Annotated in this window: 22 protein-coding genes; 13 read left to right on the top strand and 9 right to left on the bottom strand. The window is 72.2% G+C overall.

The features are described 5' to 3' along the window. The 3 genes from NBM05_RS10180 to NBM05_RS10170 form a co-directional block, all read right to left on the bottom strand. A partial coding sequence (locus NBM05_RS10180) for an ATP-binding cassette domain-containing protein (RefSeq protein WP_254166966.1) occupies positions 1-330 on the bottom strand: 330 nt, incomplete at its 3' end. Further along, the gene (locus NBM05_RS10175; RefSeq protein ID WP_254166964.1) at positions 270-1,352 is read right to left on the bottom strand and encodes an ATP-binding cassette domain-containing protein; all 1,083 of its coding nucleotides are present in this window, start codon (positions 1,350-1,352) and stop codon (positions 270-272) included. The genes NBM05_RS10180 and NBM05_RS10175, both read right to left, overlap by 61 nt. 356 nt (positions 1,353-1,708) lie before the next feature. Further along, the gene (locus NBM05_RS10170) at positions 1,709-2,068 is read right to left on the bottom strand and encodes a universal stress protein (RefSeq protein WP_254166962.1); all 360 of its coding nucleotides are present in this window, start codon (positions 2,066-2,068) and stop codon (positions 1,709-1,711) included. Positions 2,069-2,355: 287 nt separating this feature from the next. Here NBM05_RS10170 and NBM05_RS10165 point away from each other — a divergent pair, with 287 nt between their 5' ends. The 3 genes from NBM05_RS10165 to NBM05_RS10155 are packed head-to-tail and all read left to right on the top strand — an operon-like array spanning position 2,356 to position 5,451. Continuing rightward, a complete protein-coding gene (locus NBM05_RS10165) occupies positions 2,356-3,390 on the top strand; it encodes a tripartite tricarboxylate transporter substrate binding protein (protein WP_254166960.1) in 1,035 nt (344 codons plus the stop codon). Beyond that, positions 3,387-3,944: a tripartite tricarboxylate transporter TctB family protein gene (locus NBM05_RS10160; RefSeq protein ID WP_254166958.1), complete on the top strand. Its 558-nt coding sequence runs from the start codon at positions 3,387-3,389 to the stop codon at positions 3,942-3,944. The genes NBM05_RS10165 and NBM05_RS10160 overlap by 4 nt, the downstream gene beginning before the upstream one ends. 1 nt (position 3,945) lies before the next feature. Continuing rightward, positions 3,946-5,451 carry a tripartite tricarboxylate transporter permease gene (locus NBM05_RS10155; protein ID WP_254166956.1) on the top strand — a complete coding sequence of 502 codons (1,506 nt, stop codon included), beginning with the start codon at positions 3,946-3,948 and terminating at the stop codon, positions 5,449-5,451. A gap of 223 nt (positions 5,452-5,674) precedes the next feature. On the opposite strand, the gene NBM05_RS10150 is transcribed toward NBM05_RS10155, so the two are convergent. From NBM05_RS10150 to NBM05_RS10140, 3 genes are all read right to left on the bottom strand, one after another. Beyond that, the gene (locus NBM05_RS10150; protein ID WP_254166954.1) at positions 5,675-5,935 is read right to left on the bottom strand and encodes a Txe/YoeB family addiction module toxin; all 261 of its coding nucleotides are present in this window, start codon (positions 5,933-5,935) and stop codon (positions 5,675-5,677) included. Continuing rightward, positions 5,932-6,177, bottom strand: a complete 246-nt coding sequence (locus NBM05_RS10145) for a type II toxin-antitoxin system Phd/YefM family antitoxin (RefSeq protein ID WP_254166952.1) — start codon at positions 6,175-6,177, stop codon at positions 5,932-5,934. Before NBM05_RS10145 ends, NBM05_RS10150 begins: the two co-directional genes overlap by 4 nt. Positions 6,178-6,295: 118 nt before the next feature. Further along, the gene (locus NBM05_RS10140) at positions 6,296-6,997 is read right to left on the bottom strand and encodes a DUF2848 domain-containing protein (RefSeq protein WP_254166950.1); all 702 of its coding nucleotides are present in this window, start codon (positions 6,995-6,997) and stop codon (positions 6,296-6,298) included. A 112-nt stretch (positions 6,998-7,109) separates the two neighbouring features. On the opposite strand from NBM05_RS10140, the gene NBM05_RS10135 reads away from it, so the two are divergent. Further along, complete coding sequence (locus NBM05_RS10135; protein WP_254166948.1) at positions 7,110-8,456, top strand: MFS transporter; 1,347 nt, start codon at positions 7,110-7,112, stop codon at positions 8,454-8,456. Positions 8,457-8,484: 28 nt separating this feature from the next. Here NBM05_RS10135 and NBM05_RS10130 read toward each other — a convergent pair whose 3' ends face one another. Then, entirely contained in the window at positions 8,485-9,141 is a 657-nt protein-coding gene (locus tag NBM05_RS10130) for a GntR family transcriptional regulator (RefSeq protein WP_254166947.1), read from the bottom strand. A gap of 216 nt (positions 9,142-9,357) precedes the next feature. Between NBM05_RS10130 and NBM05_RS10125 the strand changes: the two genes are divergently transcribed. Both NBM05_RS10125 and NBM05_RS10120 read left to right on the top strand, forming a co-directional pair. After that, positions 9,358-10,620: an amidohydrolase gene (locus NBM05_RS10125; RefSeq protein WP_254166946.1), complete on the top strand. Its 1,263-nt coding sequence runs from the start codon at positions 9,358-9,360 to the stop codon at positions 10,618-10,620. A gap of 159 nt (positions 10,621-10,779) precedes the next feature. Further along, positions 10,780-11,274, top strand: a complete 495-nt coding sequence (locus tag NBM05_RS10120; RefSeq protein ID WP_254166945.1) for a nucleoside deaminase — start codon at positions 10,780-10,782, stop codon at positions 11,272-11,274. A gap of 20 nt (positions 11,275-11,294) precedes the next feature. On the opposite strand, the gene NBM05_RS10115 is transcribed toward NBM05_RS10120, so the two are convergent. After that, the gene (locus NBM05_RS10115) at positions 11,295-12,617 is read right to left on the bottom strand and encodes an MFS transporter (protein ID WP_254166943.1); all 1,323 of its coding nucleotides are present in this window, start codon (positions 12,615-12,617) and stop codon (positions 11,295-11,297) included. A 258-nt stretch (positions 12,618-12,875) separates the two neighbouring features. On the opposite strand from NBM05_RS10115, the gene uhpT reads away from it, so the two are divergent. From uhpT to NBM05_RS10100, 3 genes are all read left to right on the top strand, one after another. Beyond that, the gene (gene uhpT / locus NBM05_RS10110; protein ID WP_254166942.1) at positions 12,876-14,300 is read left to right on the top strand and encodes a hexose-6-phosphate:phosphate antiporter UhpT; all 1,425 of its coding nucleotides are present in this window, start codon (positions 12,876-12,878) and stop codon (positions 14,298-14,300) included. Positions 14,301-14,461: 161 nt separating this feature from the next. Beyond that, the gene (locus tag NBM05_RS10105) at positions 14,462-15,865 is read left to right on the top strand and encodes a threonine/serine exporter family protein (protein ID WP_254166941.1); all 1,404 of its coding nucleotides are present in this window, start codon (positions 14,462-14,464) and stop codon (positions 15,863-15,865) included. Between the two features lie 27 nt (positions 15,866-15,892). Continuing rightward, positions 15,893-16,594: an SDR family NAD(P)-dependent oxidoreductase gene (locus tag NBM05_RS10100; protein ID WP_254166940.1), complete on the top strand. Its 702-nt coding sequence runs from the start codon at positions 15,893-15,895 to the stop codon at positions 16,592-16,594. Positions 16,595-16,609: 15 nt separating this feature from the next. On the opposite strand, the gene NBM05_RS10095 is transcribed toward NBM05_RS10100, so the two are convergent. Further along, entirely contained in the window at positions 16,610-17,746 is a 1,137-nt protein-coding gene (locus tag NBM05_RS10095; RefSeq protein ID WP_254166939.1) for an NYN domain-containing protein, read from the bottom strand. A gap of 340 nt (positions 17,747-18,086) precedes the next feature. Between NBM05_RS10095 and NBM05_RS10090 the strand changes: the two genes are divergently transcribed. Genes NBM05_RS10090 through NBM05_RS10075 form a run of 4 tightly spaced genes read left to right on the top strand, consistent with a single transcriptional unit; the run spans position 18,087 to position 23,395 of the window. Beyond that, positions 18,087-18,464: a YraN family protein gene (locus NBM05_RS10090; protein WP_254166938.1), complete on the top strand. Its 378-nt coding sequence runs from the start codon at positions 18,087-18,089 to the stop codon at positions 18,462-18,464. Next, a complete protein-coding gene (locus NBM05_RS10085) occupies positions 18,465-20,006 on the top strand; it encodes a YifB family Mg chelatase-like AAA ATPase (protein WP_254166937.1) in 1,542 nt (513 codons plus the stop codon). It begins immediately after the preceding gene. 32 nt (positions 20,007-20,038) lie between these two features. Beyond that, positions 20,039-21,421: a DNA-processing protein DprA gene (gene dprA / locus NBM05_RS10080; protein WP_254166935.1), complete on the top strand. Its 1,383-nt coding sequence runs from the start codon at positions 20,039-20,041 to the stop codon at positions 21,419-21,421. Positions 21,422-21,463: 42 nt separating this feature from the next. Then, positions 21,464-23,395 carry a tyrosine-type recombinase/integrase gene (locus tag NBM05_RS10075; protein ID WP_254166934.1) on the top strand — a complete coding sequence of 644 codons (1,932 nt, stop codon included), beginning with the start codon at positions 21,464-21,466 and terminating at the stop codon, positions 23,393-23,395. The last annotated feature ends 11 nt before the right edge of the window (positions 23,396-23,406 follow it).

Genomic DNA, 23,406 nt, shown 5'->3' with positions numbered 1-23,406 from the left:
CTCCAGGCCCACGCGCTCGAGCAACCGGGCGGCCTCGTCCCGCGCGGCTCCGCGGGAGACCCCGCCGGCCGCGGTGAGGCGACGCAGGGGCTCCGCGACCTGCCGGAGGGCCCCGGCCCGGGGGTCGAGGCTGCCCCGCGCATCCTGCGGGATGAGCTGGACCTCGCGGCGGAACCTCAGCAGCCCGGCGCGGTCCAGGGCCGGGAGGGGACGCCCGTCGTAGAGGGCCGTCCCGGCGTCGGGCGCCCGGAGGCCCAGCAGGACGCTGATCAGCGTGGTCTTGCCCGAGCCGGAGTTGCCGACGACGCCGACGCTCTCGCCCGCGCCCACGCGCAGGCCCGCCTCGGCGAGCGCCCGGATCGGCTCCCGCTCCCCCGGGCCGCGACGCAGCAGGCGCGAGGCCCGCCGCGGGTGGACGACGCTGGCCCCGCGGGCCTCCAGGAGCGGGGCCGACGCCGTCGGCCCCGCGGTCGAGGCCGGACCTGAGGAGTCGGCGACGATTCGGCGGGCGCGACCCGGGCGTGCGGGTGCGACGGCGGCGCGGCGGGCAGCGCCGCCGTGGTGGGCCCGTCCGGGTGGGCCACGATGCGGCCCCCCTCCAGGTGGAGGCGGTCGGCGCGGACGGCGGCCGCGGCGGCGGCGTCGTGGGTGATGAACAGGAGGGCCGAGGACTCGGGGAGCAGCTCGTCCAGGAGGGCGAGCACCTGCGCCTGGGTGGCGGCGTCGAGGGCCGTGGTGGGCTCGTCGGCGACGAGCAGGTCCGGCTGGCGGGCCAGCGCGAGGCCGAGGCACACGCGCTGGCGCTGCCCGCCGGACAGCTCGTGGGGGTAGGCGCGGTGGACGCGCCGGGGGTCCTCGAAGGCCAGGTCCGCCAGGAGGCGGAGGGCCGCCTCGCTGGGCCCCGCCGGAGTCCGCCGGGAGCCGGGCCCGGACCGCGTGCGGCGGGAGTCGGCACCGGACCGCGTGCCACGGGGTGCCGCCGTCGGCCCGGTCTCGGATCCGCCCGGACCGTGCGGCGCGCCGAGGGCCCGCTCGAGGTGCGCACCCACCCGCACGGCGGGGTTCAGGCTGCGGGTGGGGTCTTGGCTGACGAAGGCGATGCGGGGAAGGCTCGCGGAGCGGCGGGCCAGGGGGACGCCCAGGACGTCGGCGCCCTCGAGGAGCACGCGTCCCTCCAAGGCGACGTTCTCCGCCGAGGTCCCCATGACAGCCGAGGCGGTCAGGCTCTTGCCGGAGCCGGAGGGGCCCAGGAGCGCCCGCCGCTGACCGCGGTGCAGGGTGAGGTCCAGCGGGCCGAGCAGCCGGTTCCCACCGGCCGAGGCGGCCAGGGAGCGGACGTCGAGCAGGGTCATCTTCAATCCTCGGGCGATGTGCCCGGGGCCGCCGGGCGTGAGCGGGTTCAGCCTCGAAGATTATTGCTATTGCGACCTGTTATCAATTAAGTATCCGTGCAACTATGGTCGCCGCCGCCTCGCGCGTTCACCGCCCCTCGCCGGGCCGCCCGACGCGCCCGCCTCACGCCGCCCGCAGCGCCACCGCGCCTCCCCCAGTCCGCACGGATTTGGCGGCAGCCTCTCCCGATCGGCCATTTCACTAAAGGTTCGCTATGCTATCTTTTTGACGATTCTCACACCCTCGAAAAAAATACCGGGCCGTCGAATGATTTCGACGACCCGGCCTCCTCTTGGCTCACACGAGGCTGCGGTGATCAGCCCTCGCCCTGCGTGGGCTTGACCGTGATCACCGGAGCGGCGGCCTCGAGGATGATCTGCTGGGCGGAGGAGCCCAGGAACATCTTGCCCACCGGGCTGCGGCGCCTCACCCCCACCACGACGACCTCGACGTCGTCGCGGGAGGTCATGTCGATGAGGTCGCCCACCGCGTCCTTGCTGCGCTCGTCCGGGGTCTGCACCGAGACGCGGTCGTAGTCGAACTGGGCCGGGTCGGGCGAGGAGCCGTCCACGGGGAAGACCACGAGGTCGGCGTCGCGCCGCTTGGCCTCGGCGACCGCGTAGTCCCGAGCCGCCTGGCCGGCGGGACTGTCGGCGCTGGCAAGAACGATTGTCATGGTGGGATTCTCTCCTCGTTGTCGGGAACGTCGTCGGTCCACACGCGATAATACCCGGCCGCCGCATATGACGGACACGTCATACCTTCAGCCGAGTTCATATTGTGCGGATCTTCAGTGTATGGTGAATCACATTCCAAAGTCGAGCAAGACGACTTGGCGCCATCCGGCGCGGCCCCCACCCGTGGGCCGCGCCGGAGCACGCAGGCAGCGTCCTCGGCATGACCGGAGCGACGGCGAGCCACCAGCATCACCCCACCAACGACGTAGTTGATCGAGGAGTTCAGTTGGCCGACACGAGCCAGCCCGCCCCATCGGGCCCCCACCACAGACAACCGCCCAGCCGCCGCCAGTTCATCCTGCGCGGCGTCGGCGGGGTCATCGCCGTCGCCGCCATCGGCACGGCGGCGACCGCGTCCATCGCCTCCGCCTCCAGCGGCAGCGACCTCCGCGCGTCCCTGACCATCATCGCCCCGGCCGCGGCCGGCGGCGGCTGGGACACCGTGGCACGCGAGATGCAGCAGGCCCAGCGGGCCAACGGCATCGTGAACAACACGCAGGTGGTCAACATGCCGGGCGCGGGCGGAACCATCGCCCTGAACAACCTCGCGGTCCTCGACGGCGAGGCCAGCACCCTCATGGTCGGCGGCACCGGCCAGCTGGCGGGCAGCATCCAGTACGACTCCGACTCCACCTACGCCGACGTCAACCCGCTGGCGCTCACGGTCGAGGAGTACAGCGTCATCGTGGTGCCGGGCGACTCTCCCTACGAGACCCTGGACGACCTCATGAACGCGTGGCGCGAGAACCCGGGAGCGGTCCCGTGGAGCGGCGGCGGGTCCTTCGACCAGCTGGTCGTCGCCGAGATGGCGATCGCCGCGGGCCTCAACCCGCAGGACATGATCTACGTGCCCTCCGACGGCGGCGGCGAGACCACCCAGGCGCTGCTCAACGGCACCGTCGTGGCGGCCGCCAGCGGCTACCCGGACTCGGTGGACCAGATCGAGTCGGGCCGCCTGAAGGCCCTGGCCCTGGTGGCGCCCGAGCCCGTCGAGGCCATCGACATCCCCACCACGGTGGAGCAGGGCTACGACGTGACCCTGACCAACTGGCGCCTCATCGTGGCCCCGGGCGGCATCACCGACGAGGAGAAGTCGCAGCTCGAGGACATCATCCGGGAGACCATCGAGACGCCCGAGTGGCAGGACGCCATCGAGCGCTACACCTGGAACGAGAACGTGAAGTTCGGCACCGAGCTTCAGGACTTCCTCGAGAGCGAGCGCGTGCGCATCGAGGGCCTTTACGAGGAGTTGGGACTGTGACACAGCAATCCGTGCAGCCGGAGGCGGCCTCCGATCCCGGACCGGCTCCCGGCCAACGCACCCCCCGGACGGGCGGCCTGCTGCTCAAAGAGCTCACGATGCCGATCGTGCTCGCGGCCTTCGCGACCTACCTGCTGGTGAACATGCTGCTGATGGAGGTCCCCGAGTCCGTGGACTTCCCCGGCCCGCGGTTCTTCCCGGCCGTCATCACCGGCGTGCTCTACTTCCTGGTGATCGTCCAGGTCGTCCAGTCGATCCGGCACTGGAGCGCCGGGAACCTCACCGCCGAGAGCGAGGACTCCGCGATCCGCTTCGCCTGGGGCTCGCTGCTCTGGGTCGTGGGCGGCTTCCTCGGCTTCGCCCTGCTGCTGGAGTTCCTCGGCTGGATCATCGCGGCCGGGCTGCTCTTCTGGTGCGTCGCCCAGGGCTTCGGCGCCAAGAGGCCGATCATGTCCCTGATCACGGGGCTCACCGTGAGCTCGCTCGCCTACATCGCATTCGACATGGCCCTGGGGCTCTCGCTGCCCTCCGGCATCCTGGGAGGTGGCTTCTAGCGTGGATACCCTATCCCTGCTCGCCGACGGCTTCGCCGGCGCTCTGACCTGGCAGAACCTGTTCTGGGTGGTGCTGGGCTGCCTGCTCGGCACCGCCGTGGGCGTCATGCCCGGCCTCGGCTCCTCGATGGCCGTGGCCCTCCTCCTCCCCGTGACCTTCGCGCTGGAGCCCACCGCCGCGTTCATCATGTTCTCGGGCGTCTACTTCGGCGGCCTGTTCGGCGACTCGACCATGGGCATCCTGATGAACACACCGGGGCAGGCCTCGGCCATCGCCTCGACCTTCGAGGGCCATAAGATGGCGCTCGCCGGGCGAGCGCCGCAGGCCCTGGCCACCGCCGCCATCGGCGCGTTCGTCGGCGGCTTCATCGCCTCGATCGTGGTCGTGTTCCTCGCCCCCTGGCTGGCGGCGTTCTCCACGAGCTTCGGGCCCGCCGAGTTCTTCGCCCTCGCGCTGTTCGCGTTCATCGCGACGTCGTCCGTAGTCACCGACTCCGCGGTCAAGGGCCTGCTGTCCCTGGCCGTGGGACTCGGCGTCGCGGTGGTCGGCATCGACTCCGTGACCGGCATCCCCCGCTTCACCATGGACTCCCCGCTGCTGTTCGACGGCATCTCCCTGGTCACCGTGACCGTGGCGATCCTGGCGCTGGGCGAGGTCATCTACTTCGCGGTCATCGCGCGGTTCAAGAAGGAGGGGCAGCTGCTGAAGGCCAAGGGCCGGCCGTGGCTCTCCCGCAAGGAGGTCAGGGAGGCCGCCCCCGCGTGGGCCCGAGGCACCGCGATCGGCCTGCCCTTCGGCGTCGTGCCGGCGGGCGGTTCCGAGATCCCGACGTTCCTGGCCTACGGCGCGGAGCGCAAGCTCGACCGGCGTCGCAAGGACCCCCAGTTCGGCAAGGGCGCGATCCGCGGCCTCGCCGCCCCGGAGGCGGCCGGCAACTCGACCACCGGCATGGCGATGGGCGCGCTGCTCGCGCTGGGCCTGCCGATCTCGGCGACCGCCGCGATCATGCTGGCGGCCTTCCGCCAGTACGGCCTGCAGCCCGGCCCGCTGCTCTTCGAGCGGGCCCCCGACCTGGTGTGGGCGCTGCTGGCCAGCTTCTTCATCGCCATGATCGTGCTGCTGATCATCAACCTGCCGTTCGCCATGGTGTGGGCCAAGCTGCTGCTGATCCCGCGCCCGTACCTCTACGCGGGCATCACGGTGTTCTGCGGGCTCGGCATCTACGCGACGTCGGGCTCCACGTTCGACCTCATCATGCTGCTGGCCGTGGGTGTCCTCGGCTTCCTGATGCGGGTCCACGACTACCCGCTGGCGCCGCTGATCATCGGCATGGTCCTCGGGCCGCTGGCCGAGACCAGCCTCCGCGACGCGCTGATCAGCGCCGACGGCGACGCCTCGGTGCTGGTCCAGGGGCCGATCGTGCTGACCCTCTACGGGCTGCTCGTGGTGACCCTGCTGCTGGCGGTCCGCAACAAGGTGGTGAGCCGGACCAAGAAGGACGTCTGATCCTCGCGGTCCCGCGCGCGACGAGCCGGCGCCTCCATCCGAACCTCAAGGGGATCGGGTGGGGGCGCCGGCTTTCGCGGTTCCGGCATGGCTGCCGGGTCGCGTCGGAACGACGCGGATCATGGCCTCGGCCACCGAGGACGCGGTGATTCCGCACGAGGACTCCCACATGGCTCGCGCGGGCGAGGTGCGAGTCGCGTCAGCGCACTCACGGGGCGGACGCTCAGGCCGAGTAGTGGTACCGGGCCTGCAGGACGATCAGATCCTCGCCCTCCACGAGATAGACCAGGCGGTGCTCCGTGGTGATCCTGCGGGACCATGCCCCGGCGAAGAGATGGCGCAGGGGTTCCGGCTTCCCGATCCCCTCGGACGGGTCCTTCAGGGCCGCGTCGATCAGGCGGTTGATGCGCTTGAGGTTCTGCCGGTCCGCGGTCTGCCAGTGCGTGTAGTCGGCCCACCCGTGCGGGGTGAAGACCAGCCTCACTCGATCAGCCCGTGCTCTTCGATCGCTCCCGCCCGGGCCTGCGCCAGGCTCTCCAGGAGCCGCTGGGCGTTGGCCGGGACGCGGAGCAGATAGGCCGTCTCCTCCAGCGCCTCGAACTCCGCCCGGGACATCAGGACGGCGTCGCCCGCCCGGGAGGTGATCTCGACGGGCGCGTTGTCGTCGTTGACCTGCTGGATCAGGGGGAACAGGTTCTTGCGGGCCTCGCTGGCGGTCATGGACATGACGACACCTCCTCAGTGGTACGAAAAATGGTACCACTGAGGAGGTACGGGGGTGAAGGCGGGCTACCCCGGGCGGAGCGCGACGACGCGGCGCAGGAGCTTGCCCGCGGTCGCCGCGCTAATCGATCGGCTCGGCCATCGGCCGCACCGCGTACTCCACGGAGATCACGCCGAGCTCCGGGTCCTCGAGCGAGGCGCCCCAGGCGGAGGCGAACTGGTCCACGCCCGCAGCCATCGTGATGGTCCCCGAGAGCAGGACCGTCCCCGGCTCCCGCTCGCCGCGCCCCTCCAGGACGTCGAGCCAGTAACCCGGGGCCAGCAGGGTGCTCATGGGAGCCTCCTGGATCGGGGTGCGACCCTCCCCCACCCAGCCGCGCATCATGACGTCGTCGAGCCGGTCCGCGATCTGCGCGTAGGGCCAGGCCCGGCGGCCCAGGACGTCCGGGGAGGCGTTCTTGGACCACGCGACGCCGTGGGTCTCCAGCTGACGGTCGGTGTGGTCGCAGGCGCAGGTGATCAGCTCGCGCCCCTCGTCGTCGATGACCAGGGCCCACTCGGCCTCGCCGGAAGTACGGGCGTGCTGGACGTCCACGGCGTCGGCCTGCTGGGCGAGGTACGGGGAGACCGGGTACAGCGTCGGCGTCGTGGACGGACCGGGGACGCCGAGCTCCGCGAGCTCGTCGATGTGCGCCTTGACCTCCGCCTGGTCCCGGCCAGCGTATCCGGCGTTGAGCAGGCGGCGGACGGTGACGGTGGAGCGCGAGCCGTCAGGAAGCTCGAAGGACAGGACGGTGGGCTGCGGCTGGGGCTCGGTCGGCATGTGGATCATTCCTCGCATCCGGTTTTTACCGGCTTTTTACACCGGGGGTCTTTCGTGTATACCCACTGTATACAATACTGGGTGAGATCTGAACCACATCTCGGAGGACACCGTGACCGATGCACCATCCGCCGGGGCCCACGCCCCCGGCATCCAGCGCAAGGATCTCTACAAGGCGTTCGCCGCCTCGCTCTCGGGGACCACCCTCGAGTGGTACGACTTCGCGGTCTACTCGGCCGCGTCCGCCCTGGTCCTGGGGCAGCTGTTCTTCCCCGCCTCCGACCCGCACACCGCGACCATCGCGGCGTTCTCCACCTACGCGGTGGGGTACGTGTCCCGGCCGATCGGCGGGATCGTCTTCGGGCGGCTCGGGGACATCATCGGGCGCAAGAAGGTCCTGGTGATCACGCTGATGCTGATCGGCGTCGCGACCTTCCTGATCGGCATCCTGCCGACCTACGACCACATCGGCCTCACGGCGGCCGTGCTCCTGGTGCTGCTGCGGTTCGCCCAGGGGGTCGGCGTCGGTGGCGAGTGGGGCGGTGCGGTGCTGCTCTCCAGCGAGTTCGGCGACCCGCGGCGCCGTGGGTTCTGGGCCTCGGCCGCCCAGGTCGGCCCGCCCGCCGGCAACCTGCTCGCCAACGGCATGCTCGCCCTGCTGACCAGCGTCATGTCCGACGCCGCGTTCCTCTCCTGGGGCTGGCGGGTCGCCTTCGTCATGTCCCTGGTCCTGGTCGCCTTCGGCCTGTGGATCCGGCTGCGGCTCGAGGACACGCCCATCTTCCAGGTCCTGCAGTCCAAGGGCGACCGCTCGGAGAAACCCGTCACCGAGGTCCTCACGACGCAGCGGCGGCAGCTCACGGCCGCGATCCTCTCCCGCGTGGGGCCCGACGTCTTCTACGCCCTGTTCACCGTCTTCATCCTGACCTACGGCGTGCAGACCCTGGGACTGTCCCGCAGCACGATCCTGAGCGGGGTGCTGATCGGCTCGGCCTCGCAGGTGATCACGATCCCGCTGGCCGGATGGCTCTCCGACTACGTCAACCGGCGGTTGCTCTACGCGGTCGCGGCGGTGGGGGCCGCGATCTGGTCCTACGTCATGTTCGCGCTGATGCAGCCCTCGAGCTTCCTCACCGTGGCGCTGGCGATGGTGGTCGCGGGGACCTGCCACTCGTTCATGTACGGGCCGCAGGCGGCCTTCGTGATCGAGCAGTTCCACCCGCGGCTGCGCTACACGGGCTCCTCGCTCGCGTACACGATCGCCGGCGTCGTGGGCGGGGCGCTCGCTCCCCTGATGTTCACGGTGCTCTCCGGCGAGGAGGCGAACTCGCTGCCCGTCTCGGTCTACGTGACGGGCGCGTGCGTCCTGACGCTGGTGGGCCTGCTCATGGGCCGGGACTCCGTGCCCGACGAGGACCTGGAATACCTGCGCCAGCACGAGCGGGACGAGGTCGCCTAACAGCTCCGGTCGGTCCCCGGCCGGCGGCCTACGCCCGGACGTCCCGCATGAGCACGCCCTCGGTGATCCTCAGGTGCTCGCGGATGGCGCGGTGCGCGGCGTCGAGGTCGCCCGCCTCCAGGGCCTCGACGATCGCCAGGTGCTCCCGGCAGACCTCCCGCCGGCGCGAGAGCGCGCTGAGCGCCTGGGCCCCGATGATCCGCTGGCGGGTCTGCAGGCGGTCGTAGGTCTGGATGATCTCCCGGTTGCCGCTCGCGCGGAGCAGGGCGAAGTGGAAGTCGCGGTCCAGGGCGATGAACTCCAGCTGGGACCCGGCGGCCCCGACGCCGGCCAGCTCCTGCTGCCGGGCCAGCACCTCGCGCATCGCGGCGGCGACCTCGCCCGCGGAGCCCAGCGCCACGGAGGCCGCGTGGCACTCCAGGATCTCGCGCAGCTCCATGACGTCGTGGGCCTGGGCCGCGGTGATGACCGGGACGTAGGCGCCCCGGTTCGGGATCAGCTCGACCAGGCCCTCCGAGTCCAGGACGCGCAGCGCCTCGCGGACCGGGGTCCGGGAGACGCCGATGGTCTCCGCCAGGCGCTGCTCGTTCAGGAAGGTGCCCTGGGTCGAGGGGTCCACCAGGACCTCCGACCGGATGTGCTCGTAGGCGCGCCGCTGGCTGCTGACGGGGCGTGGTGGGGTCATGAACACAGTGTATGCGCAGGGTTTTCCGCTGGGGGGCGCGGCGCTGAGAGTCCGGAGGGTGAGACGCTGCGGGACGGGGCCGGAGGGGCCGGAGCAGAGTGGGGCGCGCCAAGCCGCCGGGCACGGCATAGCGAACCCCGCCCCCTCCCGTACACGCTTCGCCCCTGGGCGGACAGGGCCGGACGCGGTCCGCCGCCGGGGTCTAGACTCCGGAGCATGCACAGCCTGCTGATCCGAGACGTCCGGCCGTGGGGTGGCCCGCCCGTGGACCTCGCCGTGGAGGACGGCGTCGTCCGCGGCATCGGCCCGGGGCTCGCGCCGCCCGCGAACGACTCTGCCCCGCCCTCCTTCGGTCCCGGCTCATCCCGGCCCCGCGTGGTCGAGGGCCGCGGCCGGATCGCGCTGCCGGGCCTGGTCAACGCCCACTGCCACGTGGACAAGACGTGGTGGGGCGGCCCCTGGGTCTCCTCCCCGGGCGCGAGCACGGTCGAGGGCCGGATCGCCCAGGAGCGGGAGCACCGGGACCGGCTGGGCATCCCCGACCCCGACGCCGCGACCCGCATGCTCCGCCGCTTCCTCCAGGCCGGGACCACCGCGATCCGCACGCACGTCGACGTCGACCCCGGCGTCGGGCTGCGCGGGATCGAGGCGGTCCGCGAGGCCGGCGAGCGCGTGGGCGGTGCGGTCGCGATGGAGGTCGTGGCCTTCCCGCAGGACGGCGTCGTGCGGCGCCCCGGCGTGCTGGATCTGCTCGACGACGCCGCCCGGGCCGGCGCGGACCACCTCGGCGGCCTCGACCCGGCGGGCATCGACCGCGACCCCGTCCGGCAGCTCGACGGGATCTTCCGGGTGGCCGAGCGCCACGGCATCGGCGTCGACGTCCACCTGCACGACCCCGGTGAGCTGGGCTCGTGGCAGGCCGAGCTCATCGCCGAGCGGGCCGCCGCCACCGGGCTGGGCGGGCGCGTGACCATCTCCCACGGCTTCTTCCTGGGCGAGCTGCCCGAGCGGCGCCGGCTCGAGCTGCTGGACGTGCTCGCCGAGGCCGGCGTCGGCTGGACGACCGTGGCCCCGCTCGGCCGGCCCCCTCTCCCGCTGGCCGAGATGGCCGAGCGCGGCATGAGCCTCGGCCTCGGCACCGACGGCGTGCGCGACCTCTGGTCCCCCTTCGGCGACGGCGACGTGCTGCGGATCGCCCAGAACCTCGCCGCGATGCTGCGCTACGGCACGGACGAGGATCTGGAACGGGCGGCCAGGTGGGCCAGCTCGGCCGCGGCGCCGCTGGTCGGGCGGGAGGTGCACGACGTCGTCGTGGGCGCTCCCGCGGACCTGGTGCTGCTGGAGGGCGAGACCGTGGGGGACGCGCTGACCGCCTGCCCGCCGCGGCGGACCGTGGTCTCCGGCGGGGCGCTCGTCGTCGAGGACGGCGAGGTGCTCGCGGGCGGGAGTGGCGAGGTGCTCGCGGGCGGGGGCGGCTGATGCCCCGGGATTTGTCCGGCGACGGCGTCCCCTCGCCGTCCCGCCCCGATCCAGCCCATGACGTCTGACCCCATCTCCTCGTTCCGCCTGACCTCGCCCTCTCTTCCCACCCGACCTGACCCCACTCATTCCGACTCATCCCCACCTCAGGAGACCCCCATGGACTTCGCCCAGCACACCATCGACCTGGCGAACGGCAACGTCGAGAACGGCGGGCGGCCCTTCGCGACCGTGATCGTCAAGGACGGCGAGATCCTCTGCGAGAGCCCCAACCTCGTCGAGCAGACCGGCGACCCCACGGCCCACGCGGAGGTCGTCGCGATCCGGCAGGCCTGCGCGATGCTCGGCACCGAGCACCTCGTGGGGACCACGATCTACGTGCTCGCCGAGCCGTGCCCCATGTGCCTCGGCGCCCTGTACTACTGCTCGCCGGACCGCGTCGTCTTCCTCACGACCCGCGACCAGTACGAGGACTACTACGTCGACGACCGCAAGTACTTCGAGCTGAGCACCTTCTACGGGGAGTTCGGCAAGAGCTGGGACGAGCGGCGCCTGCCCATGGAGTACGACCAGCGCGACGCCGCCGTCGAGGTCTACCGGCACTGGAACGAGTGCAACGACGGCGAGCGCAGGGCGGTCGAGGTGCCGGAGTAGACCCCGCGGGCCACCCCCGGTCAGGTCCGGGCCGGGGCCTCCTCAGCCTCCCGCGCCCGCCGGTCCCGGTCGCGCAGGAACGGCTCGCCCTGCACGTCCTGGTCGTCCCGCTTCAGCACGAGCAGCCCGTAGATCCCCGCCACGAAGACCACGCCCGCGATGACGTAGAAGGTGGGCTGGTAGCCGATGGCGTCCCGCAGCGAGCCGAGGATCGGGGAGAGGATCACGCTGCCGATCTGCCCCGAGATCTGGAAGCCCACCAGGTACAGCGTCGCCGAGAGCGCGGGATTAAAGTGCAGGGTGAAGTAGCGCAGGATCGGCAGCACGCACAGCGCGACCTCCGGGGCGTGGAACATCTTCACGAACGAGATGACGTACGGGTCCTCGAACACCGCACACCCCAGGATCCGCAGGAACATCACCAGGATCCCCAGCATCAGCGTGGTCCGCACGCCCAGCTTGCGCATGATCAGCGGCACCAGGCCCATCATCGCGGCCTCCAGGAAGACCTGCGCCGAGTTCAGCACCCCGTAGACCTGCTGGCCCTGCGCGGGCGTCTCGAACAGCAGGGTGTAGAACTCCGGGAACATCTGCCCGTCGAAGACGCCGTAGAAGGTCCAGGAGAGGAACACGAAGACCACCAGCAGCCACAGGTGCGGCATCCGGAAGACCCCGATCATCTCCCGCAGGCTCGGCGTCATCTGCACCGCCTCCGCGACGCTGCCGGCCTCCCTGCCCCCGGCCGGCGGCCGCCACAGCAGGATCACCAGCAGGCACGCCAGCCCGAAGACGGAGCCGAGCCAGAAGTTCAGCTCCGGGTCCACGGTGAAGAGGAACCCGGCGAAGAGCGCGACGACGGCGTAGCCGAACGACCCCCACATCCGGGCCTGCCCGTACTCGTACCCGTAGCGCCGGCTCAGCCGCTCACTGAGCACCTCGAACAGCCCCGCGGAGGCCAGGAAGCCCGCCGAGAGGACGACGGCGCCCAGCGTCACCCCGAGCATGAAGCTGCTCTCCAGCAGCGGCCGGTAGACCCAGATCGCGAACGGCCCGATCAGCGTCATGACCACCGCCGCCGTGGCCACCAGGGTGCGCTTGGTGTCCAGCTTGTCCTGCAGGGTGCCGTAGAAGAGCATGAGCGTCAGGGTCGCCACCGAGTTGACGGAGTAGACCGTGCCGACCTGCGCCCCGTTGAGGCCCAGCCCCTGATCGGAGTCGGTGAGCCAGATCTGGAAGAAGGACCACCAGATGCCCCAGGAGGCGAAGAAGAGCAGGAACGTCGTCGAGCTCTGGAGATACGACGCGTTCTTGAACTGCGCCATGATTCGGATCGGTGCGGCCACGGTGCCCCCTCGGATCATGGGTCGACGGGCCCTCGCGGAGGCCCCGCCGATCCTTGCTATATCGACTTAGCAGCTGACAATAGCAGTGTCTTGGACCACATCAACTCACCTCACCCACCATGGAGCCGGTACGACGATTCACGTCATCCGGTGAATTCGGCCGTGATGTGCCACACTTCAGAGACGATGTGTCAAGAACCCCGGCTACGCCCAGGGCTAAACTAACGGGGTCGATCCACTTCATCCCCGAGGACAACGATGTCTCACCCCTTCGCCATCCGGAAGATCCCCCCGCGCGGAATCCCCCTCAGCGTCCAGCGCAAGCTGTGGCTGGGCCAGTTCCTCAAGGCGTTCTTCGTCGTCTTCGTGACCTACATGGCCATGTACCTGGTCCGCAACAACTTCAAGGCGGCCCAGCCGCTGCTGAAGGACGAGTTCGGGCTCTCGACCCTGGAGCTCGGGTACATCGGGCTGGCCTTCAGCGTCACCTACGGGCTGGGCAAGACGCTGCTCGGGTACTTCATCGACGGCCGGAACACCAAGCGCATCATCAGCTTCCTGCTGGTCTGCGCCTCGGCCTCGGTGCTCGTCATGGGGCTGGTGCTCAGCGCATTCGGCTCCATCGTGGGCGTCTTCGTGGTGCTCTGGGGGCTCAACGGGGTCTTCCAGTCGGTGGGCGGCCCGGCGTCGTACTCCACGATCTCCCGGTGGGCGCCGCGCACCCAGCGAGGGAAGTTCCTGGGCTTCTGGAACGCCTCGCACAACATCGGCGGCGCGCTGGCCGGCGGCCTGGCGCTGTGGGGAGCCCACGCCTTCTTCGGCGGGCACGTGGTGGGCATGTTCGTCTTCCCGGCCCTGATCGGGCTCGCGATCGGCTGCGTCGGGTTCTTCGTCGGCAAGGACGATCCCGAGGAGCTCGGCTGGAACCGCTGCGAGGAGATCTTCGGCGAGGCGGTGGAGGAGGAGAACGCCACGGCCGAGACGATGACCCGCTGGTCGATCTTCACCACCTACATCCTCAAGAATCCGTGGATCTGGATCCTGTGCGTGGCCAACGTCTTCGTCTACGTGGTCCGGATCGGGATCGACAACTGGGCGCCGCTCTACGTGACCGAGGCGCTGCACTTCGACGCCGTCGACGCGGTGAACACCATCTTCTACTTCGAGATCGGCGCGCTGGTGGCGAGTCTGCTGTGGGGGTACGTCTCCGACCTGCTCAAGGGCCGGCGCGCGCTCGTGGGCCTGCTGTGCATGGTCCTCATCGTCTTCGTCGTCGGGTTCTACAAGGACGCCACGAGCGTGGGGATGGTCAACATCTCGCTCTTCGGGCTGGGCGCCCTGATCTTCGGTCCGCAGCTGCTGATCGGCGTCTCGCTCGTGGGCTTCGTGCCCAAGCGGGCCGTGAGCGTGGCCAATGGCATGACCGGGACCTTCGCGTACCTCTTCGGCGACTCGATGGCCAAGATCGGCTTGGCGGCCATCGCGGACCCCGAGTCGGACGGGCTGACCGTCTTCGGGCACCTGCTGCACGGGTGGCCGGCCGTGTTCACGGTCTTCTACGCCGCCCTGGGACTCGGGATCCTGTTGCTGGCGATCGTGACCTTCGGGGAGGAGCGGCGGGTCCGGGCGCTGCAGGCGGCTGAGCGGGCGGGGCGGTCGGTCGCTCAGACCGAGAAGGTCTGAGACCGAGCGGGCGGCGGTGCGCGAGAACAGCGCAGACCGTCCCTCCCAGGCCCGGGGCTGGCCGAGCGGCCGCCGACCGCCGGGGACCGCCCTGCGAGGTGACCGATCACACCGGGAGCCCCGCCTCCCGGGATACGTGCCGCGCGGGTAATGTGCATCGAATGACACCCCCCGATCTGAGCGTGTACCGCCTCGTCTTCCGCCTGGGCGATGCGCTGATCCGCAGCGGGGCCAGCTCCGCGACCACGACCAAGGCCCTGCTCGCCGTGTGCACCCGCGCGGGGCTCAAGCACCCGTCCGTCAGCGTGACCCTGGGCCAGCTCATGGTCAGCGACCAGCCCGACGACGGCTCGCCGCCCCGCACCCGGTTCCACGAGATCGAGCCGGGGGCCCTCGACATCCGGTGGCGGACGCGGGCCGAGGAGATCACCGAGCACTACCTGCTCGGCGACGTCGGCCTGGAGGAGGCCCTCGAGGAGATCGAGGACCAGGTGAACCAGAAGCCCTCCCACCAGTGGTGGAAGCTCGTGGTCGGGTACGGCGTCCTGGGCACCGGCTTCGGCCTGATCCTGGGCGGGCAGCCCCTCACCGCGATCGGCGGGGCGCTGACCTCCATGGTCATCTCGTTCATCTTCCGCATCCTGGGGCACCTGGGCGCCCCGGGCATCTTCGGCTACGCGGCGGGCGGCTTCGTCGCCGTCCTGGCCGCCACGGCCCTCAACACCGCCTTCAGCCTGGACCAGGTGGCCGTGTGCATCGTGGCCGCGATCGCGGCCCGGCTGGCCGGGATCGCCTCCTACGGCGCCGTGCAGGACGCCATCACCGGCTGGTACATCTCCGCGACCGGGCGCATGATGGAGGTCGCCACGAGCACCGCGGGCCTCGTGGCCGGCGTGGCCGCGGGCATCGGCGCGGTGCGCCTGCTCTGGGGGCCCTCCGTCCAGCTGATCGAGACCGTCGAGGCGGACACCACCCACTGGACGGCGTCGATCCTGGGGGCCATGTTCGTGGCCGCCGGGTTCACCCTGGCCAGCGGCGGGTGGGCGGTGCGGCTCCTGGCGCTGACCGGTCTGGGCGGTGCCACGGAGCTGGTCTACCTCTTCCTCCTCGAGGTGGGCACCACCCCGTTCCTCAGCATCACCGTCTCGACCGCGATCACGGGCGCAGCGTGCGTGCTGATCTCCCGGCCCATCAACCTGTCCTCGAACGCGATCATGATGGTCTCGCTCATGCCGCTCTTCCCCGGCATGCTCATCTACCAGGGTCTGCTCGGCTCGCTCTTCGGCCTGGAGGACTCCGGGGCCACGCTGCTGGAGGCCCTCATCACGGCCTTCTGCCTGTCCGTGGGCGGCGTCCTGGGCCAGTACCTGTTCTCCGAGGGGCTGTGGCTCGCCCGGCGCCGGCAGTTCCACCACACCCACCCGGGGGAGAGCTTCAGCAAGGTCATGCCCGAGGAGTACAACTCCCGCGACATCATGCTCCCGGTCTTCAGCAAGCCGTTCAACGGTTCCGAGGCGCGCCCCGCCGGACGCACCCCCAAGGGGCGTCCGACCGCGGACGCCTGAGTCACCGCACCGGCGACGGGCGACGTCGTGCGGCCCGGCCCCGCGCCACCGGGCGACGTCGTGCGCCGCGCCGAGGAGCGCCACGGCGGGGTCGACGTGCTCGTCAACAACGCCGGCTACGGGCTCGTCGGCGCCGTCGAGGAGGTCTCGGAGGCCGAGGCCCGCGAGATCGTCGACGCCGACCTGCTCGGCGCGCTCTGGCTGACCCAGGCGGTGCTGCCCGGAATGCGCGCCCGCGGCTCCGGCCACGTCCTGCAGATCTCCACGACCGGGGCGGTGGGCGCGATGCCATTCCTCGGCCTCTACAACGCGGCCAAGTGGGGCCTCGAGGGCTTCAGCGAGGCCCTCGCCGGCGAGGTCCGGGAATTCGGCGTCCGCGTCAGCATCGCCGAGCTCGGCGCCGTGGACACGCAGTGGGGGACCGGCAGCATGCGCTTCGCCGCCCCGGACCCCGCCTACGACGCCGTCCGGGACGGCGTCCTGGGCACCTCCGAGGTGCCGTGGCTGAGCGAGCCGGGCGCCACCGGGGGCGGGACCGCCCCGCGCGAGATCGCCGAGGAGCTGCTCCGGCACGTCGAGGCGCCGTCCGACGGTCGCCTGCGGCTGCTGGTGGGCGACGACGCGCCCGGCCAGGTGGCCGCGGTGCTGCGGCGGCGGCTCGACGAGTACGCCCTCGACCCGCGGTTCGCGACCGCGGAGGACGCGGCGGACGGCACCGCGGAGGCGTAGCCGACCGGCGCGGCCCTAGATGAGCCGCACCATCCGGGCGGTGCTGCTCTCGTCGATCTCGACGATCTCGGGCCGTGACTTGATGAAGTCCGAGAAGGAGCGGTAGCCCAGCGACTTCTCGCTGAAGGACGGGTCCAGGCGCTTGAGCTGGGTCTTGACCTGCGAGCTGTGGAGCCAGTCGGAGTCGTCCCGGTCGTGGCACAGGCGCAGCGCGTACTCGAGCAGGACGCTCGCGACCTCCTGCGGGTCCTCCGAGTCCTCGGGCTCCTCCTCGACGAGCATGGTCGCGGGAGCCTGGGCCCGGCGCGAGCCGCGCCTCCGCGGGGCCTGCCGCTCCTCGGCGGCGTCCCGCTCCGGCTCGGCGGCGGCCTCGGCGGCATCGGCCTCCGAGGTGGCCTCCGCGGCCGCTTCGGCGGCGGCCGTGGAGTCGGCCCGGGCGGGGGTCTCGGCCTTCCGGCCCCTGCCCCTCCTGCGCTTCGACGCACCGCTGGCCGCGTCGGCCTCGGACTCCTTGGAATCGGTCTCGGAGTCGCGCGCTTCCGCCTCGTCGGCCTTCCGCTGCTTCGCCGTGGCCGGGGGCACCGGCTCGACGCCGGGCAGCGCGTCGTAGGTGGAGAACTCGTCGCAGGCGGCGGTGAGCGAGCGCGCCGTCGAGCCCGCGACGCCCACGCCGATGACGTACCGGCCCAGGCGCTTGCACCGCTGGGCCAGCGCGATGTAGTCGGAGTCGCCGGCCACGACCACCACGTGGGTGAGGTCGGGCAGCCGGAACATGTCCTCGACGGCGTCCACGGCGAGGCGGATGTCGGCGCCGTTCTTGCCGTAGGCGGCGGCGGGAAAGAGCTGCACGAGGTCGACGGACCGGCCGACGAGCTGCCCGCGGTAGTCGGCGTTCATGGGCGTCGACCAGTCGGCGTAGGCCCTGGTCAGCACGAGGGTGCCGAAGGACGAGGCGTAGTCGATGACGGCGCCGATGTCGACGGTCGCGCGGGCGAGCCGCTCGGCCACCTCCTCGCCGGCGTCGGTCGCGCTGAGGCCCTTGGACTTGTCGCGCTGGTACTGGTTGCGGCCGTGCACCTGGTCGTACCGGGAGATCACAATGTTGTCGAAGTCGATGTAGACGGCGACGCGGCCGTCGGCGGATTCGGTCATCAGGGGAGACTCTTCTCGATCGGGGATTCACCCCCAGCCTATCGCGGTGCTCCGCGGCCCGAAGCCCGGCTCCCACGCCCGCCCCCCCCCCCGATCGGCGGTGCGGGACGCTGGCAGCGGTGAGACGGGAGCCCGGCTCCGGACGCCGGTGGAGACGAGACGGGAGCCCGGCTCCGGCGGGCCTCCCAGGCCTCGGGAGGGTCCGTCGTCCACAGCGCGGGTCCGTCCTGATGTCCCCGGGCGCCCGTCCACAGAAGCCCCCTCGCGCGCCGCCGCTCGCGCCGGGCGCACGCACGGGCGTCGCATGATGAGGCTCATGAGGAGATCGACAACAGACGCCATGACCACCACCGAACGACGCCGGGCCACCGGATCGTGGGGAGAGCGCACCGCCGCGAAGGTGCTCGAAGCCAGGGGCTGGCAGGTCCTGGAGCGCAACTGGCGCCCGACGCCGGGCCCGCTCACCCCGCGCGGGGAGCTCGACCTGATCTGCTTCGACGGCACCGAGTACGTCGCGTGCGAGGTCAAGACCCGCACCGGCCTGGGCTACGGGCACCCGCTCGAGTCGATCGACCAGGGCAAGGCCACGCGCCTGCGCCTGCTGGCCAGGAACTGGGCGGCCGCGCACCGTCCCGGCAGCGCGGTCCGGGTCGACGCCGTCGCCATCACCGGGGGACCCTTCATGTTCACCTTCGAGCACCTCGAGGGCGTGGTGTGAATGGGCTTCGCGCGCACCTACGCCGTGGCCCTGCTGGGTCTCAACGGCCACATGGTCGAGGTCGAGGCGGACATCGGCCAGACCCTCCCCGCCTTCGTCCTCCTGGGCCTGCCCGACTCGGCGCTGATGGAGTCCAAGGAGAGGATCCGGGCCGCGGCCAAGAACAGCGGCGTACCCCTGGCGAGCCGGAAGATCACGGCCAGCCTGACCCCGGCGACCCTGCCCAAGGGCGGCACGGTGTTCGACCTGGCGATCCTCATGGCCGCCCTGCAGGCCGCCGGGGACGTCCCGGGCACCGGCGGCGCGGTCTTCCTCGCCGAGCTGGGGTTGGACGGCGGGCTCCGCCCCGTCCCCGGCGTGTTCCCCGCGGTCGCGGCGGCCGTGCGGTCGGGACACCGGCGGGTCGTGGTCGCGCGGGAGAACCTGGAAGAGGCTCGCCTGGTCCCCGACGCCGAGGTCAGCGGCTTCCGGAGCGTCGCGGACGTGTTGGAGTGGGCCGGCAGCACCAGCCCTCGCCTCTCGAGGCCTCCGGGGCAGGCGCCGCGCACCGAGGACCCTCCGGAACCGCGGCGCCGGCCCGACTTGGCCGACGTCGTGGGCCAGGCGGAGGGCCGGTGGGCCCTGGAGATCGCGGCCGCGGGGAGCCACCACCTGTCGATGATCGGCCCGCCCGGCTCGGGCAAGACCATGCTCGCCGAGAGGCTGCCGGGCATCCTGCCTCCGCTGGACGCGGCCGCCTCGCACGAGGTCACGGCCGTGCACTCCCTCGGCGCCCGCCGAACGCGGCTGACCCGCCTGATGACCGAGGCACCGTGGGAGGCCCCGCACCATACGGCGTCGACGGCCTCGATGGTCGGCGGGGGCAGCGGGGTGCCGCTTCCGGGGGCGGCCTCCCGGGCCCACCGCGGGGTGCTGTTCCTGGACGAGGCACCGGAGTTCCGCCGCGGGGTGCTGGACGCCCTGCGCCAGCCCCTCGAGTCGGGGGAGATCACCATCGACCGCTCCCGGGCCAGCGCGAGGTACCCGGCGCGGTTCCAGCTGGTCCTGGCCTCCAACCCCTGCGCCTGCGGCCTCTCGACCGGCCTGGGGGACCGGTGCACCTGCTCCCCGCGGGAGCGCAGGAGCTACCTGGGGAGGCTGTCGGGTCCGCTGATGGACCGGGTCGACCTGCACCTGAGCGTCCCCAGGCTCTCCTACGCCGAGGTCACCGCGACCACGCGCGGTGAGCCCTCCGACGTCGTCGCCTCCCGCGTCCGGGCGGCCCGGGAGGCCGCCCGGGAGCGCCTTCAGCCCCTGGGCGTGCGCGCCAACGCGGACCTCACCGGGGCTCAGCTGCGGGACCGGCTCCGGTTGCCGTCCGCGCTGCTCTCACCCCTCCATCGGCTGATCGAGCGCGGAGACCTCACGGTGCGCGGCAGTGACCGAGTCCAGCGGATCGCCTGGACCATCGCCGATCTGGAGGGCGCCGCGTCCCCCGCCTCCGAACACCTGGAGGCCGCCATCGCCCTGCGCATCAGCTCCGGACCCCGCCTGATCGCCTGAACACCCGGACCCACCCACCTCGAGGAGGACCCATGAGCACTCCCTCAGCCGACTGCCAGCCGGCCGACCGCCATTCGGCCGCGCACCGCCCAACCGGCCACCACTCCGCGGCGACCGTGGCGTCGCCGACGCCACCGCCGGAGCCCGCCGGCCCGTCCGTCCTCACCGGCCCGTCCGAGGGCCTGCATGCCGCGAGATCGGCCCGCCTGCGCCTCATGGAGCGCCTCGAACCCCAGGACAGCCTGGGCATGGTGCTGATCCAGGCCCTGGGCCCGGTGCGCGCGGAGCAGATCGTGGCCGGGGAGACGATCACCGAGGCCGACGTCGACGCCATCGGGGAGCGGGCGCCGCAGGGCCTGAGCCTTCTGGACCAGCCGGTGCTCGACCGATGGCTCGCCCGGTGGGCCGCTCGGAGGCATCATCGCACCCCGGAGCGGCTGCTCGAGTCCATGGACCGCATCGGCGCCTGGTTCGCCTGCCCGGAGGACCCGGACTGGCCCGAGTCGCTGCGGGGGCTGGGGGAGCTGGCCCCCATCGGCCTCTGGGGCCGAGGCGACCGCGCCGGCCTGTCCGCCCCGCTCGAGGAGAACGTCGCCTTCGTGGGATGCCGCGACTCCACCTCCTACGGGGAGAGCGTGGCCAGCCACTTCGCCGGCGACCTGGCCGCGGAGGGGTACGGCGTGCTCTCCGGCGCGGCCTTCGGGATCGACGCCGCGGCGCACCGGGCGGCGCTCGCCGCCTCCTCCGGCCAGACCGCCACGGTCGCCTACCTCGCATGCGGGATCGACCGCGCCTACCCTCAGGCTCACGCCGAACTGCTGCAGCGCATCGAGGACCGGGGCATGATCCTGACCGAGGTGGCGCCCGGGGGGAGCCCCATGCGCCATCGCTTCCTGCAGCGCAATCGCCTGATCGCGGCGATGGCCGCGGTGACTGTCGTCGTGGAGGCCCGGTTGCGATCCGGAGCGCTCAACACCGCGAATCACGCCCTCCAGCTCGACCGGACCGTGGCGGCGGTCCCCGGCTCGGTGTTCTCGGCCCAGTCGGGCGGGTGCAATCGCCTGCTCCGCGAGGGGTACGTGCGCGCGGTCGCCACGACCCAGGACCTACGCGACCTGCTGCCCGGCCGCCAGACCTCGCTCGATCTGGGGGAGGCGCTCGAGGCGCCGGCCGACTCCCCGACGGCCGAGCCCTCCCTCACCGAGGGGCAGCACCGGGTCAAGGACGCCCTCCCGGTCGGCCGGCCCGTCCGGGCCGATCGGCTGGCGGGCGTGGCGGGGCTGGGCATCCGCGAGCTCCTGACCCTGCTCGCCCAGCTCGAGGCGCTGGGGGTGGCGGAGCGGAAGGGAGCGGGGTGGAAGCTGAGGCGTCGCCCGGAGGGGCGCCCCACGCCGTGCCCGCCCGCCCCCGGATGACTACAGTTGAATCAGCCCCCTCTCGAAAGGAACGTCTCCGCCATGACCAGCAGCACCGACCTCGCGGGCTTCCGCGTCCACCTGACCGCGCAGCGTCGCTCCGAGGACATCGACGCCGCGCTCACCCGGCGCGGGGCCGAGGTCTTCCACTGCCCGTCCATGGTCACCACCCCGGTGGACCGGGACGATCAGCTGCCCGGCCGCACCCGCGAGGTCATCGCCGCCGCCCCCGAGATCGTCATCGTGACCACCGGGATCGGCCTGCGCGGCTGGCTCGAGGCCGCCGACGCCCACGGCCTCAAACCCGAGCTCCTGGCCGCGCTCGCCGGCGCGCGCATCATCGCGCGCGGCGCCAAGGCCAACGGTGCCATCCGGGCCGCGGGGCTGGAGGCGGAGTGGACCTCGCCCGAGGAGACGGCGGAGGACGTGCTGCGCTACCTGCGGGGCGGGGACCTCGCGGGCCGGCGCGTCGTCGTGCAGTACCACGGCATGGGCACCGACGGGCTCGACGAGAAGCTGAGCGCCGCGGGGGCCGAGCCGCTCGGCGTCGTGGTCTACCGCTACGTCACGCCGGAGGATCCGGGGCCGGTGCTGCGCAGCGTCCGCGAGTCCGCCGCGGGTCGGGTCGACGCCGTCCTGTTCACGGCGGCCGGCGGGTCGGTCGAGTGGCTGCGGGCGGCCGACGAGGAGCAGCGGGCGGCCATCGCCGCGCTGAGCCGCCGGGGCGAGCTCGGGCTGTTCACGGTCGGGCCGGTCACGGCGCGGCCCCTCGAGGAGGCCGGGCTGACGGTGCACCTTCCGCCGCGCAACCGGCTCGGGGCGATGCTGCGGCAGGTGGCGGAGTGGGGGATCGAGCGCACCGGGCGCCGGGCCGCCGCTGGACTCAACGCCGCGGCCGACGCGGAGCCCGCGGCGGGAGGCGGCCATCCCGGCGGGCCCAACCCGCCGCGGCGACGGGCGCCCGCGGTGAGCCGGGCGCGGGGCGGGCCCGGCGCCGGCGCCGCCGACGGCCCGGAGCGGCACCCCGGGCGGCAGGAGCTGGGGCGCGAGTTCGCCGAGGCGCTGCGACGCTACGAGGAGTACCTGCGGTACGAGCGGTCCCGCAGCGAGGAGACGGTCCGCGCCTACCGGTCCGACCTGACCGACCTCTTCACCGCCGCGCAGTCGGCGGGCCGGGCCGCGCCGGGCGAGGTCACGCTCGCGGACCTGAGGGACTGGCTGGCCCGCTCCTTCGAACGCGACACGGCGCGCACCACCATGGCGCGGCGGGCCTCCGGAGCGCGCTCCTTCTTCCGCTGGGCCGAGAACGAGGGCATGGTCGGGGCCAATCCGGCCTCACAGCTGCGCTCCCCGCGCGGCGGCCAGACGCTGCCCAAAGTGCTCAGCCACGCCGACGTCGAGGCCGTGCTGGCCGAGATCCGGCGGCGGGAGGAGGAGGACCCGCGCGACCCGCGGACGCTGCGCACCCGCGCCGTCGCCGAGCTGCTCTACAGCGCGGGACTGCGGATCTCCGAGCTGTGCAGGCTCGACCTCGGCGACGTCTCCCGGGAGCGGCGGACCGTCACCGTCACGGGAAAGGGCGACAAGCAGCGGACCGTGCCCATCGGCGCGCCGGCCCTGGCCGCGCTCGAGGCATGGGTCCGCCGCGGGAGGCCCGCATGGTTCCACGGCGGGGGAGCGGGAGCGCCGCCCGTGCAGGCCGCCGTCTTCATCGGCCCCCGAGGGGGACGGGCGGACCAGCGCCAGCTCCGGGAGGACCTCAACCGCGTGCTCGACGCCGCCACCACGCAGGGAGCCAGCGGGGCCCACGTCTTCCGCCACACGGCCGCGACGCACATGGTGGAGGGCGGTGCGGACATCCGGGCCGTGCAGGAGATGCTGGGACACTCCACGCTGGCCACCACGCAGATCTACACCCACGTCTCCGTGGACCGGCTCGCGCGTTCCTACAGGTCAGCGCACCCCCGGGCCTAAGCACGGATCGA

Source organism: Rothia santali (assembly GCF_024199905.1).
GTDB lineage: Bacteria > Actinomycetota > Actinomycetes > Actinomycetales > Micrococcaceae > Rothia > Rothia santali.
This window is presented reverse-complemented; position numbering and strand designations above follow the sequence as displayed.